This window comes from Micromonospora sp. NPDC047707 (genome assembly GCF_040704235.1).
Taxonomy (GTDB): Bacteria; Actinomycetota; Actinomycetes; order Mycobacteriales; family Micromonosporaceae; genus Micromonospora.
In genome coordinates this window covers 87389-101000 of the sequence record NZ_JBEYSU010000002.1, presented here as the reverse complement: position 1 = coordinate 101000, position 13612 = coordinate 87389, and the positions used below count along the sequence as shown (strand labels likewise).

Below are 13612 nucleotides of genomic sequence, written 5' to 3'. Positions count from 1 at the left end.
AGCGCGCGCAGCGGAACCGACCCGACAACTCGGGCTAATGCCTACGATTCGGATGTGACCGAGGCGACGGAGCGATTCTTCGAATCACTGCCGGCGCGCGCCCCGGAGATCCTGCGCGGCCTGGTCAGCGGGACGCTCCAGATCGAACTCAGCAGCGGTAACCGCACCGAGCACTGGCGGGTCCGGATGCAGCCCGGCGCGATCGAGGTGAGCCGCCACCGCGGGCCGGCCGACGCGATCTGGTACAGCAGCGAGGACCTGTTCGACCGGCTCGTCACCGGACGCGCCCAGGGCATCTCCGCGGTGCTGCGCAACGAGTGCACGTTCAGCGGGAACGTGGTGCTCTTCCTCGCCTTCCGCCGCTTCTTCCCGAACCCGCCGGGCACGCGGGACCCTCGTGAGGTGGCCCGTGAGCAGGCCGGGCGGCTGCCGTGAAGCAGCTCATCAGCATCCTGGACGGCAACACCTTCCTGGTCAGCGATCGGCGCGGGGACATCGAACCGTCCCTGGACTTTCCCACCGGGCTCTTCTCGTTCGACACCCGGTTCCTGTCCACCTGGCTGCTCACCCTCGACGGGGAGCGCCTGCACGCCTTGTCGGTGGATGACGCGGCGTCGTACCAGACGCGGTTCTTCCTGGTGCCGGGCGCGCCGACCCACTACGTGGACGCGAAGGTGTCGGTGATCCGCAGCCGGGCCATCGGCGGCAGCATCGACGAGGAGCTGACCGTCCTCAACCACTCCGGCGAGGAGATGGAGTTCAGCCTCCGGATGGACATCGGCGCCGACTTCAGCGACCTCTTCGAGATCAAGAACGTCCGCCAGAAGCACGGCCACACCACCGCCACCGTCGGCGAGAACGAGCTGCGGCTCGTCTACCGGCGGGAGGCCTTCCACCGGGAGACGGTGGTCTCGACCAGCGCGCCCGGCGAGATCGACGTGGCCGGGATGACGTTCCGGATCCGGATCGCGCCGCACGGGGAGTGGACGACCCGGCTGCACGTGGCCACCATCATCTACGGCGCCCGGGGCGAAGACATCCGAACAAACCTGCCGATGTACGGGGGCATCCGCAACCCAGCCGCGATCGAGGCCGAGCAGAACGAGCTGATCGAGCGGGCGCCGAAGCTCGGCTGCGACTGCGAGCCGCTCGCCGGGGCGTACCGGCGCAGCCTCAACGACCTGGCGGCCCTCCGCTACGAGTCCATCTCACTCGGCGCCCGGCTGATCTCCGCCGGCCTGCCCTGGTTCATGACCCTCTTCGGGCGGGACAGCATCTTCACGTCGTTGCAGGTGGTGCCCTTCCTGCCCGACCTGATCCCGTCGACGATCATGCTCCTCGCCGGTCTCCAGGGGCACCGGTTGGACGACTTCCGGGACGAAGAGCCAGGAAAGATCCTGCACGAGCTGCGGTACGGCGAGACCGCCGGCTTCGAGGAGCAGCCCCACTCCCCCTACTACGGGTCCGCCGACTCGACGCCGCTGTTCGTGATCCTGCTCGACGAGTACGAACGGTGGACCGGCGACGCCGAGTTGATCATCAAGCTGGAGTCCAACATCCGCGCCGCCCTCGCCTGGATCGACACGTACGGCGACCTGCTCGGGACCGGCTACGTCTGGTACCGGACCCGCAACCCGGACACCGGACTCGCGAACCAGTGCTGGAAGGACTCCTGGGACTCGATCTCGTACCGGGACGGCCGCCTGCCGGGCTTCCCCCGCGCCACCTGCGAACTCCAGGGGTACGCCTACGACGCGAAGATGCGGGGCGCCCGGCTGGCCCGCCGGTTCTTCAACGACCCCGCGTACGCCGACCGGCTGGAGCGGGAGGCCGCCGAACTGAAGATGCGGTTCAACCGGGACTTCTGGATCCCGGAGAAGGAGTACTACGCGCTCGCGCTCGACGCCGACGGCCGCCAGGTGGATGCGCTCAGCTCGAACATCGGCCACCTTCTGTGGAGCGGCATCGTGGACGAGTCGCGCGCCGGGCGGCTCGCCCAGCACCTGCTCGGTCCCCGGCTCTTCTCCGGCTGGGGCGTGCGGACGCTCGCCGACGACCAGGGCCGGTACAACCCGATCGGCTACCACGTCGGGACGGTCTGGCCGTTCGACAACTCGATCATCGCCTGGGGGCTGTGGAAATACGGCTTCCACGAGGAGGCGGGGCTCGTCTGCGAGGGGATCCTCGCCGCCTCCCGGTTCTTCGCCGGCCGGCTGCCGGAGGCGTTCGCCGGCTACGACCGGGACCTCACCGACTACCCGGTGCAGTACCCCACCGCATGCAGCCCGCAGGCCTGGTCGGCCGGCACCCCGCTGCTGCTGCTGCGGATCATCCTCGGCCTGGAGCCGCAGGGGGATCACCTCATCATCGACCCGAACGTGCCGGAAGGCATGGGCCGGGTCGAACTGCTCGACATCCCGGGCCGGTGGGGTCGGGTGGACGCCCTCGGCCGCAGCCGCGGCCCGCACGACTCCAGCCGAGGCCACTGACCCGTCGGGCGGTGTTCCGCCCGGACGGCGCGGTCAGCCGGTGGAGGCGGCGGCGCGGTCAACCGGCGCAGCCGGTGGAGGCGGCGAGCCGAAGCTCCTCGCCGGTGGCGTCGGCGAGGACGATGTCCGGGCCGCGCCGGTAGGCGTACGCCTCGGGGGTGTCGACGAGGACGGCGCCGGCGGCCAGCGGCGCCAGCGCGGCCAGCGACACCGGCTCGGAACCGGCGTCCATCCAGCGGGTCCAGGCCTTCCCGCCGTCGGGGCAGCGGGCCACGACCACCCGCGAGGCGTCGGTCGCCGGCCGGCCCAGGGCGCGTGACGCCTCGTCCAGAGCCGGGCCGGCGGCGGGCAGCGGCAGCGAGTCCACGAACTCCACGTCGGCCGGGCGGCAGCCGGTCGCCACCGTGAACCGGACCCGGCCGGGGCCGGCCACCTCGCCCTCGACCAGGACGAAGTCACCCGCGTCGGCACGCAGGCGGGGGCCGTCCACGCTGTCCCGCACCCCGGCCCGCCAGGGCTCGGGAAGCGCGTCGGCGACCCGGTCCAGCAGGGGCCGTTCCCCGCCCTCGGCGAGCAGCACGTCGACGCCGCGGGTCAGGTCGGCGCCGCTGCTGACCGGGGTGACCCGGCACCCCTTCTCGACCGAATCCGGCGTCATGACCCACGCCGCCGCGGGGCCGATCGCGGCGACGAGGCGGCCCACCGCGCGTTCGACCACCGGCGCGGCCTGGCCGATGGTGCGCTGCTCCTTCACGGTCGGCGGGTCGGTGCGGACCGACCACCACGTGAGCGCCGCCAGCAGCACCGCCCACGCCACGGTGACGACGAGCAACCAACGCGCGGCGCGGCGGCGGCCCGGCGGGCGGGCGGAACCGGTCGGCGGGGCGTACCCGGGGTGGACGGCACTCACCGCGCCATCGTGTCACGCGCCGGCACGTCGCCCGCCGACGGCGTCACCCCGGCGGCCCGCCCGGGCTGGTGGAGAACCGACGCGATCGGCTGCGCGCCGCCCCCGGGCCGGCCCCGCGGCCGGGCGTCGCCGCCGACATCGCCACGCGGTCACCCGTCGGGGTCGCCCGGTGCGGGGACGAAGCGGTAGCCGACACCGCGCACGGTCTGCACCCGTGGGCCGTCGGGAAGCAGGCGCAGCTTGTGCCGGAGCCGCTTCATCGCCGAGTGCAGGATCGCCGTGTCGCCGAGGTACGCGCCGCGCCAGACGCAGGCGAAGAGCCGCTCGTAGCTCCAGAGCACGACCGGCGGGCTGACCAGCCGCGCCAGCAGCTCCCGTTCGATACGGGTCAGCGCCAGCGGGCACCCCCGCCAGGTGACCAGGTGCCCCGGCCCGTCGACGACCAGGTCACCGCAGGTCACCGGACTTTCCCCCGGCACCGGCACCGGCACCGGCGTCGGCGTCGGCCCGGCGGGCGGCTCGGGAAAGAGCATCGCGCGCAGCTCGGCGAGATCGGCGCAGCTCAGGACCGGCCCCACCCCGTCGAGCCGGCGCAGCACGTGCTCGCGCACCGCCACGTCGGGGCTGACACAGACAACTATCGGGACTCCCCCACCGGACACGCTGCCTCCCGGCTGCCCGCGCTGACGTGAAACGCTCCCACCCGCCGACGCGTCCCGGCGGGGCCCGCGGTCAGCGTATGGCCAGAATCGCGCCCCGTCACTGACCAGGTACTGACCGAAACATTCCATTGATCGCCCTCTGCCGGCCTACGAGCATGACTTCCGTGGGGCCGGAACCGCCCGGACCGCGGACGTCGGGAGGGAACAGTGTTCGTACGACCATCCACACGGTCCCGCCTGCGGCGGGTGGCCGTCGCGCTCGGCGCGCTGGTGCTCGGGCTGACCGCCCAGCCCGCGCTCGCCGCGCCGCCGCCCGGTACCCCGGCCCGGGCGACCGTCGCGCCGGGGCTGCTCGACGGCCGTACCGCCACCGGTAGCACGACGTTCCTGGTGTACCTGCGGGAGACCGCCCCGCTCGCCGACACGGCGAAGCTGCGGGACGCGGACGGCCGGGCCCGCGCCGTGCACCGGCTGCTGACCGGTACCGCCGAACGCACCCAGCGCGACCTCCGCGAACTGCTGGACGGGCGCAAGGTGGAGCACACGTCGTACTGGATCGCGAACGCCCTCCGCGTCCGTGGCGACCGGGCCCTGATCGACGAACTGGCGAGGCGGCCCGAAGTCGCCCGGATCGAACCCACCCGCAGCTACCCGCTGGTCCGGCCGACGCCGGCCACGGTCGGCCGCGCCCGGACCGCCGCCGTCGAGTGGGGTCTCACCGACATCGGCGCGCCGCGGGTGTGGGACGAGTTCGGCGACCGCGGCGAGGGCGTCGTGGTGGCGAACATCGACAGCGGCGTGCAGTACGACCATCCCGCCCTGGTGCGCTCCTACCGGGGCAACCTCGGCGGCAGCTTCGACCACGCCTACAACTGGTACGACCCGACCGGGGTGTGCCCCGGCCCGGCGCCCTGCGACAACAACGACCACGGCACCCACGTGATGGGCACGATGGTCGGCGACGACGGGGCGGGCAACCAGATCGGCGTCGCCCCGGGCGCGCGGTGGATGGCCGCGAAGGGATGCGAGGCGAACACGTGTTCGGACGCCTCGCTGCTCGCCGCCGGCCAGTGGATCCTCGCCCCGACCGACCCGGACGGGCAGAACCCGCGGCCTGACCTGCGTCCGGACATCGTGAACAACTCGTGGGGCGGCGACGGGGGCGATCCCTGGTACCAGCAGACCGTCGCCGCCTGGCGGGCCGCCGGCATCTTCCCGGTCTTCTCCGCCGGCAACGACGGTCCGGCCTGTGGCAGCGCCGGCTCGCCCGGCGACCACCCGACCGCGTACGCCGTCGGGGCGTACGCGTCGAACGGCGCCATCGCCGACTTCTCCGGTCGCGGCTCCGGCACCGACCCGCTGAAGCCGAACGTCGCCGCCCCCGGGGTGGCCGTCCGCTCCAGCGTGCCCGGCGGCGGTTACGCGGCCTTCAACGGCACGTCGATGGCGGCACCGCACGTCGCCGGAGCGGCGGCCCTGGTCTGGTCGGCCGCCCCCGGCCTGCGCGGGGACGTCGCCGCCACCGAGGCGTTGCTGGACCGCACCGCCCGGGACGTCGACGCCACCACCTGCGGCGGGTCCGCCGCCGACAACAACGTGTTCGGTGAAGGGCGCCTCGACGCGTACGAGGCGGTGCGCGGCGCCCCGCGCGGGGCGGTCGGCCGGATCACCGGCACGGTGACCTCGGCCGCTGACGGGGACCCGGTTGCCGGGGCGACCGTCGGCGACGGCACCCGCACCGTCACCACCGGCCCCGACGGCCGGTACGCCCTGACCGTGCCGGCCGGCGAGACGACCGTGACGGTCTCCGCGTACGGCTTCGCCACGCAGTCGGCCACGGTCACGGTCGCCGAGGGCGCTGCGGTCACCCGGGACTTCGCGCTGGCGGCGAGCCCGACGGTCACCCTGGGCGGCCGGGTCACCGACGGTTCCGGGCACGGCTGGCCGCTCTACGCCCGCGTCGACGTGGCCGGCCGTCCGGGCGGCCCGGTCTTCACCGACCCGGCGACCGGCCGCTGGTCGGCCACCGTGGCCGGGAACACCGGGTACCGGATCACCGTCACGGCCCGGTACCCGGGCTACCGCACCGTGACGCGGGACGTGCCGGTCGGCGACGGCGCCGCCACGGCGGACGTCGCGCTGCCGGTCGACCCGGCCTGCACCGCCGCCGGCTACACCGGCAACTTCGGCCCGTCGCAGCTCACGCAGGGCTTCGACGGCACGACCGCACCGCAGGGGTGGTCGGTGGCCAACCGCACCGACAAGGGCGGCTGGGTCTTCGACGACCCCGGGGCTCGCGGCAACCTCACCGGCGGCAGCGGTGGCTTCGCGATCGTCGACAGCGACACGCTGGGCTCCGGCAACACCCAGGACACCGACCTGGTGACCCCGCCGGTGGACCTGTCCGGCGCGCCCGCGCCCGTCCTGCGCTTCCGCAGCGACTGGCGCGCGGTGGGGGTGAACGACGCCGCCGACGTGGACGTCTCCACCGACGGCGGCGCCAACTGGACCAACGTCTGGCACCAGACGTCCAGCCGGCGCGGGCCCCGCATCGAGGAGGTGCCGCTGACCGGGGCCGGGGGCGCGTCCGACGTCCGCGTGCGGTTCCGCTTCACGGGCACGTTCGCCTGGTGGTGGCAGGTCGACGACGTCACCCTCGTCAACCGGGACTGCACGCCGGTGCCCGGCGGCCTGGTGGTCGGCAGGACGACCGACCGCAACACCGGCACCCCGGTGAACGGGGTCTCCGTGACCAGCGTGGACCGCCCCGCCGACCGGGGCGACTCGGCCGCCACACCCGAGGACCCGACCCAGCCCGACGGCTTCTACTGGCTCTTCTCCGGCCGCACCGGGACCCACCCCCTCACCGCGACGCTGAGGCCGTACGCACCGGCCACCCGTGATGTCACGGTCGTCGCCGGCGACGTGCGGCGGGTCGACTTCGCGCTGGCCGCCGGCCGACTCACGGTCACCCCGGGGCAGGTGGAGTCCCACCAGCGGTACGGCAGCACCCGGAGCACGCGGCTCACGGTGACGAACACCGGCACCGCCCCGGCGACGGTGGAGATGCTGGAGCGGGCCGGACGGTTCGACCTGCTCAACCGGGCGGGAGCCCCGCTGCGCGAGGTCACGGTGAAGGGGATCAGCAAGGCACGCACCGGGACCGCGTACGGCGGCGCGGCGCCGGAGGCCACCCCGTCAGCTGACGACGCCTGGACCCGGATCGCCGACCTGCCGGCGGCGGTCTTCGACAACGCGGCCGCGTGGCTCGACGGGCGGGTCTACTCGGTCGGCGGTGGCAGCGGAACCGGGACCGAGCGCCTGGCCTGGGCGTACGACCCGGGCACGGCGGCCTGGACGGCGCTGCCCGACCTGCCGACCGCCCGCGCCAAGCCGGCCGTCGCGGCGGTCGGCGGCAAGCTCTACGTGTTCGGTGGCTGGGGTGCCGACGAGAACACCGTCGCGTCGGTCGACGTGTTCGATCCGGGCACCGGCAGCTGGAGCACGCTGGCCGGGGCGGCCAACCCGACACCGGTCGCCGCCGCCGGGACGGCGGTCGCGGGCGGCAAGGTCTACCTCGTGGGCGGCTGCACGGACGGGGCGTGCGCCGAGACCGACCGGCTGGTGGCGTTCGACCCGAAGACCGGAACCTTCACCACCGGCGCACCCTACCCGCACCCGGTCGCCTGGCTGGGCTGCGGCGGAATCGGCGCCCAGGTGTACTGCGCCGGGGGCACCGGCAGCACCGAGTACACCGACGCGTACCGGTACGACCCGGCCTCGGACGGCTGGACCCGGATCGCCGACCTGCCGCTGGAGATGTGGGCCTCGCAGTACGCGGCGGCCGGCGGGATGCTCGTGCTGGCCGGCGGCGTGACCAGCGGGTCCAGCGTGGTGACGAACCGGACGGTCGGCTACGACCCGGCGACCGGCAGCTGGCGGGACCTGCCGAACACCGGGTTCGCCCGGTACCGGGGCGCCGCCGCGTGCGGGGCGTACCGGATCGGCGGCTCGCCCACCTCGTTCGTCGGGTCGGTGCAGAGCGAGCGGCTGGGTGGCCTGGAGCTGTGCGCGGAGGAGGCGGACCTGCCCTGGCTCGGCACTTCGCCCACCAGCTTCACGCTGGCGGCGGGAGCGTCCCGCACGATGACCGTCACGCTCACCGCGACGGCCGCCGCCGGAGTCGCGCAGCCCGGACGGTACGCGGGTGAGCTGGCGTTCGCGGCCGACGTGCCGTACCCGGTGCCACCGGTGATCGTCGAGATGAACGTGTCGCCGCCGGCGAGCTGGGGCAAGCTCCTGGGCACGGTCACCGGGGTGACCTGCGGTGGCGTGACGGTCGGCGTACCGGCGACGGTCCGGGTGAACCTGGTCGGCGGCAGCGCCGGCTACACCCTGACCGCGGACGCGTCCGGCCGGTACGCGTGGTGGCTGCCCAAGGGCCGCTACGACGTGATCGTCGCCAAGGACGGCTGGGTCCCCGAGGTACGGCGCACCCGGGTCCGGGCCGGCTTCGTCGGCACGCTCGACTTCGCCCTCGATCCCTCCTCGCCCTGCACGAGAGCGACCGGCATCTGAGGTGAGCGCCTCGTTGTACCGAGGCTCCGGCCGACCCCAGCCGGAAGAACCACTCCGGTCGCTCCTTTGGAGCTGATGCCGTCAATGCATCAACATCGGTGCCCCGTCAACCGTCTGCTGCTTGACGACACAGGTGGATCAGCTCCAAAGGGAGCCAGGCGTGAGCCATGTCCTTCTAGGTGACGGTACGTTGCGACCGACGGCCCGCGGCTACCGGTTCCAGTCGCTGACGCTGCGCCGCCTGCCCCCGACGGCGAGTGAGCCCCTCAGGGCTTTCGGAGCCACGTCTTCGGATCGGTCACAAGACGCCCTTGCCGTGGTGACGATCGATCACCTCGGTTCAAGCGGGCGCTGCGCGGCTGGCGGTCCCGGCCCTTTGTCGTCCACCTGGCCCTCCGGGCGGCCGACTCGGCTGCGGCCCACGTCCTCGCAGGAACGGCTGCGGCCCGCCGCCCCGTACGGGGTGGCGGGCCGCGAGTCGATGCAGAGCGTGGGTCAGTTGGCGACCGTGACGGCCACCTCGTTGATGCCCCGGGCGGCGGTCACGGCGGTGTCGCCGTTGCCGTGACGGGAGAGCGCCCGCAGCGTCCACGTGCCGGGGGCGGCGAAGAAGCGGAACTGCCCGGCCGGTGAGGTGACCACCTCGGCGGTGAACTCACCGGTGGAGTCGAGCAGCCGGACGTACGCGCCCGGCACCGATTCGCCCTCGGTGGAGCGGACGACGCCGGTGATGACGGTCTCCTTCTCCAGGTCGAGGCTGGCGGGCAGCGGGGCGGCCTGGTCCGGTGCGGCGCAACCGGCGGCGGTGGGTGCGGTCATGACTCAGGCCTCCCCCGGCTCGTCACCGAGCGCGACCGGCACGCCGACCAGCGAGCCGTACTCGGTCCAGGAACCGTCGTAGTTCTTCACGTTGTGGTGGCCGAGCAGCTCCTGGAGCACGAACCAGGTGTGCGAGGAGCGCTCGCCGATCCGGCAGTACGCGATGGTCTCCCTGCTGTCGTCCAGCCCCGCCTCGGCGTAGATCCTGCGCAGCTCGTCGTCGGACTTGAAGGTGCCGTCCTCGTTGGCCGCCTTCGACCACGGAACGCTGATCGCGGTCGGGACGTGGCCGGCGCGCTGCGCCTGCTCCTGCGGCAGGTGCGCGGGGGCGAGGAGACGGCCCGCGTACTCGTCGGGGCTGCGCACGTCGACCAGGTTCTTGGCGCCGATGGCGGCGACCACCTCGTCGCGGAAGGCCCGGATGCTGTTGTCCGGCTCCTGGGCCGCGTACTGGGTCGCCGGACGGGTCACCGCGTCCTTGACCAGCGGGCGGGCGTCCAGCTCCCACTTCTTGCGGCCGCCGTCGAGCAGCTTGACGTCCCCGTGGCCGTAGAGCTTGAAGTACCAGTACGCGTACGCGGCGAACCAGTTGTTGTTGCCGCCGTAGAGGATGACGGTGTCGTCGTTGGCGATGCCCCGCTCCGAGAGGAGCGCCTCGAACTGGGACCTGTTGACGAAGTCCCGGCGGACCGGGTCCTGCAGGTCGGTCTTCCAGTCGAGCTTGATCGCGCCGGGCAGGTGGCCGGTGTCGTAGGCCGAGGTGTCCTCGTCGACCTCGACGAAGACGACGCCCGGGGCGTCGAGGTTCTTCTCGGCCCAGTCGGCCGAGACGAGTGCGGTGTCGCGACTCATCAGATCACTCCCTGGTGAAGATGGACGGTGAACCAGCACGAGGCATCGAAAGATGTGAGGATCGCACCGCGCGCGGAATCCACCGTATGGACGGATCACGGGTTCGTGCGACGGCGCCGCTGCCGGGCGTTGAAAGTGAGCACGGGAGAAGAAAGAAGCTCCTGCGTGCCGTTGGCCGCTAGGCAGCCGAGGACAGCCCCGCCGTCAGATGACGGGGCGACACAGGCAGGTGGCCACGCGGCACAGGTCGACCGCGCGCCGTTTGGTGAGGAGCGTCCCCATGGCCAGGGAGCCTACCAGCGATCCCCGGTGACGCCAGCGGACGGACCAGCATCCGGGACGCACCCGGACGGTCAGCCCACCGCGTTGATCGGCACGTTGCTCGCGTCCGCGGTCACCTGGAGCCCCTCGGGCAGCGGACGGACCTCGCGGACCGCGAGCTGGAACGGCAACTCCGGCAGGGGCACGTCGATCGAGATGCTCTGCGCGTAGTTGTTGAGCAGCGTGCGCGCCAACGGCACGTTGGGCAGCCCCTCGGCGGTCAGGTTGTCGAACCGCAGGGCCACCGCTCCCTGCTCGCTGACCGTGATGTCGGCGGTGCCGGTGACGGTCAGCCGCTGCCCGAGGATGTCCACCGGGGCGGTCACCGCGAGCCGGCCGCCCTGCTCGCCCAGCCGCAGCCCGTCACGGTCGAGCAGCGCCGTCAGGCTGTCGTAGCTGATGATGCCGGTGCCGTTGACGGTCTCGGCGACCACGTCACCCTGCCCGGACCGGATGGTGTCCAGCGAGGCGGCCACGTTGCGGGCGTCCACGTCGAGCGTCGGCAGCGCGACCGCGTCGCCCTGCACCGAGCCGCGCACCTCGCGCAGCCCGATGGAGATGCGTTCGTACCGGCCGTCGAGCACCTGGGTGAGGAACGGGAAGCCGCCGATCTCGACCTCCGGCGGGGACGACTGGGCGTCCTGCTTGGCGATCTCCTGCCGCACCTGGTCGGCGATCGCGCGCTCGGCCACCCCGGCCGCCACCCGGTCGGCCACGACCAGCAGGCCGGCCAGGACCAACAGCAGGACGAGGAGGACGACGAGTGCGCGGCGCCCCCGCCGCCGGGGCCGCTCCTGGTACGCGTACTCGTCGGTCACGCCGCCTCCTGTCGTCCTCACCGTTGCCGCGTCGCGGCGCCCCGGTGGTACCCGAACGGTCGAATTCTCAATCTCCGGTCAGAGCACGAGCTTGCACAGGGCGTACGCGGCCGGGGCGGCGAGGGCGAAGCCGGCGAGGGGGCCCTGCATGTGCCGGGCCACCCACATGGTGGGCTGCTCGCCGGCCATCAGGCGGCCCGCCTCCGCGTACCCGACCGCCAGGTCGGCGAGGACGGCCGCGACGGCCGCGACCAGGCCCATGATCGCGGCCCGGGTCGGGGTGAACGGGGTGACCAGGTAGCTGCCGAGGAGCGCGCTGACGAGCGTGCCGACCATGGCGCCGCCGACCACGCCGGCCGCGCCCCGGGGGACCTGGGGGGCCAGCCGGGGCCAGGCGGCGAACGCGTCGGTGGCCCGGGCGACGGTGAGCGCGACGCCGGCGGCGGTGAGGCAGACCGTGATGGCCTGGGTCCCCGCCGGGATCCGGCTCAGCACGATCAGCGTGCCGAACGCCACAACGCCGGCCACGATCAGCGCGGTGCCCCGGAGCGAGTCGGTGACCCGCACCCGGTCGACGCGGCGGACGAGCTGGCCGAGTACGGCGGCCACCAGCCCCGCCAGGAGGATCTGCACCAGGGGCATGAGCCGGGCGACGTCGGTCTGCACGGCAACCGTGTCGGCCGCGACCGCCGCGACGGCGCTGACCGCGGCGACCACCGCCAGCGCGGGCGGCCGCGCCGCCATCGTCCAGGCCAGCACCGAGAGCAGTTGGACGCTGAGGACGACGATCGTGAACGGCAGCCGGTGACCGGGCCCCGAGGTCTGCGCCGCCAGCACCAGACCGGCTCCGAGCAGGGCGGCGAAGCCGGCGACGCTCAGCGCGAGCGGCCGCCGCACCTCGACGGGCGGAGTGACCTCCTCGGCCTTCTCGTCCCCTGGTTCGATGGCGGGTCGGCGCGCCGGCTCCCCGTCGCGCCGGGCCCGGCGTGGGCCACCGCGTTCCGCCCGCTCCTGGTCGTCGCCCGCGCGCGGCGCGTTCGGCGGGCCGCCCGGGGGCTGGTCGGGCCAGGGGTCACGGCCGGTGTCCGGCGTGCTGGAGGGAAACACCCACCGATCGTGCCAGACCCGGCCCCGGCCACGGGGGTCACGGTTTCGGCGAGGTTAAAAGCTGTGGCGCGATCAAGGGCACATCGGGCAAACGGGAAATGGCGCGGAGGTCCGGCCGGGGCGATCGGTTACGCTCAAGCCGTTACCCCGCCCGTCAGCGACGCCGGGACCACGCAAGTTCTCAGCGCCACCCGCGAGGAGTGTGCCGCTGGTCGCGCGCGGCCGAGGGCCGCCGGGACGGAGGTGATCGTGGAGATCCTGCTGCTGGTGACCGCGCGAGCAGGCGAACCGTCCGCTGTGCTGCCGGCGCTCGACCTGCTGCCCCACTCGGTCCGCACCGCGCCGCGCGACGTCCGCACGCTGGTCGCCGGCCCCAGCCCCGACGCGGTGCTGGTCGACGCCCGCTCCGAGCTGAGCGAGGCCCGCGCCACCTGCCGGATGCTGCACGCCACCGGGCTCGGCGTGCCACTGGTCGCCGTGGTCACCGAGGCCGGGCTGATCGCCCTCAACGCGGACTGGGGCGTCGACGACGTCATCCTCGCCGCGGCGGGTCCGGCCGAGGTCGAGGCCCGGCTGCGCCTGGCGGTGGGCCGGCTGAGCAACGCGACCGCCGGCGCCGGTGGCTCGATCCGGGCGGGCGAGCTCACGATCGACCCCGACACGTACGCCGCGAAGCTCAAGGGCCGGCCGCTCGACCTCACGTACAAGGAGTTCGAGCTGCTGAAGTTCCTGGCGCAGCACCCGGGCCGGGTCTTCACGCGCGACCAGCTGCTGCGCGAGGTCTGGGGCTACGACTACTTCGGCGGCACCCGCACGGTGGACGTGCACGTCCGTCGGCTGCGGGCCAAGCTCGGCTCGGAGTACGAGTCGATGATCGGCACGGTCCGCCAGGTCGGTTACAAGTTCGTCGTCCCGCCGTCGCGGTCGCTGCCGGAGAGCGAGCACGCGCCACTGCCGGTCTGAGCCCCATTCGAGCATTCGCCCCTTTTGCGCGGATCGCTCACTTTATTCTGACTGCCAGGTTTGGCCAGTCAGAGGGGGCGGCGGTGCGCGAAA

At 73.4% G+C, this 13612-nt stretch carries 11 protein-coding genes; 4 read left to right on the top strand and 7 right to left on the bottom strand.

The annotated features are described in order from the left end of the window. Positions 1–54: 54 nt before the first annotated feature. The gene (locus tag AB0873_RS02655; protein ID WP_366598132.1) at positions 55–435 is read left to right on the top strand and encodes an SCP2 sterol-binding domain-containing protein; all 381 of its coding nucleotides are present in this window, start codon (positions 55–57) and stop codon (positions 433–435) included. Further along, entirely contained in the window at positions 432–2489 is a 2058-nt protein-coding gene (locus AB0873_RS02650; RefSeq protein WP_366598131.1) for a glycogen debranching N-terminal domain-containing protein, read from the top strand. Before AB0873_RS02655 ends, AB0873_RS02650 begins: the two co-directional genes overlap by 4 nt. Before the next feature lie 58 nt (positions 2490–2547). Here the strand turns inward: AB0873_RS02650 and AB0873_RS02645 are convergent, their stop codons facing one another. Both AB0873_RS02645 and AB0873_RS02640 read right to left on the bottom strand, forming a co-directional pair. Next, complete coding sequence (locus tag AB0873_RS02645; protein ID WP_366598130.1) at positions 2548–3399, bottom strand: hypothetical protein; 852 nt, start codon at positions 3397–3399, stop codon at positions 2548–2550. Between the two features lie 149 nt (positions 3400–3548). Continuing rightward, positions 3549–4061: a winged helix-turn-helix domain-containing protein gene (locus tag AB0873_RS02640; RefSeq protein WP_366598129.1), complete on the bottom strand. Its 513-nt coding sequence runs from the start codon at positions 4059–4061 to the stop codon at positions 3549–3551. Positions 4062–4268: 207 nt separating this feature from the next. Here AB0873_RS02640 and AB0873_RS02635 point away from each other — a divergent pair, with 207 nt between their 5' ends. Further along, a complete protein-coding gene (locus AB0873_RS02635; protein ID WP_366598128.1) occupies positions 4269–8639 on the top strand; it encodes a S8 family serine peptidase in 4371 nt (1456 codons plus the stop codon). 495 nt (positions 8640–9134) lie between these two features. Here the strand turns inward: AB0873_RS02635 and AB0873_RS02630 are convergent, their stop codons facing one another. The 5 genes from AB0873_RS02630 to AB0873_RS02610 form a co-directional block, all read right to left on the bottom strand. Beyond that, a complete protein-coding gene (locus tag AB0873_RS02630) occupies positions 9135–9458 on the bottom strand; it encodes a DUF1416 domain-containing protein (protein WP_366598127.1) in 324 nt (107 codons plus the stop codon). Between the two features lie 3 nt (positions 9459–9461). After that, complete coding sequence (locus AB0873_RS02625) at positions 9462–10310, bottom strand: sulfurtransferase (RefSeq protein ID WP_366598126.1); 849 nt, start codon at positions 10308–10310, stop codon at positions 9462–9464. 204 nt (positions 10311–10514) lie between these two features. After that, positions 10515–10592 carry an Ms5788A family Cys-rich leader peptide gene (locus AB0873_RS02620; RefSeq protein ID WP_311202345.1) on the bottom strand — a complete coding sequence of 26 codons (78 nt, stop codon included), beginning with the start codon at positions 10590–10592 and terminating at the stop codon, positions 10515–10517. 71 nt (positions 10593–10663) lie between these two features. Beyond that, on the bottom strand, positions 10664–11449 hold the full coding sequence (locus tag AB0873_RS02615; RefSeq protein WP_366598125.1) for a DUF2993 domain-containing protein: 786 nt from the start codon (positions 11447–11449) through the stop codon (positions 10664–10666). Between the two features lie 78 nt (positions 11450–11527). Continuing rightward, entirely contained in the window at positions 11528–12556 is a 1029-nt protein-coding gene (locus AB0873_RS02610) for a hypothetical protein (protein WP_366598124.1), read from the bottom strand. 243 nt (positions 12557–12799) lie between these two features. On the opposite strand from AB0873_RS02610, the gene AB0873_RS02605 reads away from it, so the two are divergent. Then, entirely contained in the window at positions 12800–13519 is a 720-nt protein-coding gene (locus tag AB0873_RS02605; protein WP_196255832.1) for a response regulator transcription factor, read from the top strand. Positions 13520–13612 lie beyond the last annotated feature (93 nt).

Bases quoted from the DNA above. Each gene is read 5' to 3' on its own strand.
- AB0873_RS02625 (WP_366598126.1), bottom strand. From the start codon at position 10,310: ATGAGTCGCGACACCGCACTCGTCTCGGCCGACTGGGCCGAGAAGAAC.
- AB0873_RS02620 (WP_311202345.1), bottom strand. From the start codon at position 10,592: ATGGGGACGCTCCTCACCAAACGGCGCGCGGTCGACCTGTGCCGCGTG.
- AB0873_RS02630 (WP_366598127.1), bottom strand. From the start codon at position 9,458: ATGACCGCACCCACCGCCGCCGGTTGCGCCGCACCGGACCAGGCCGCC.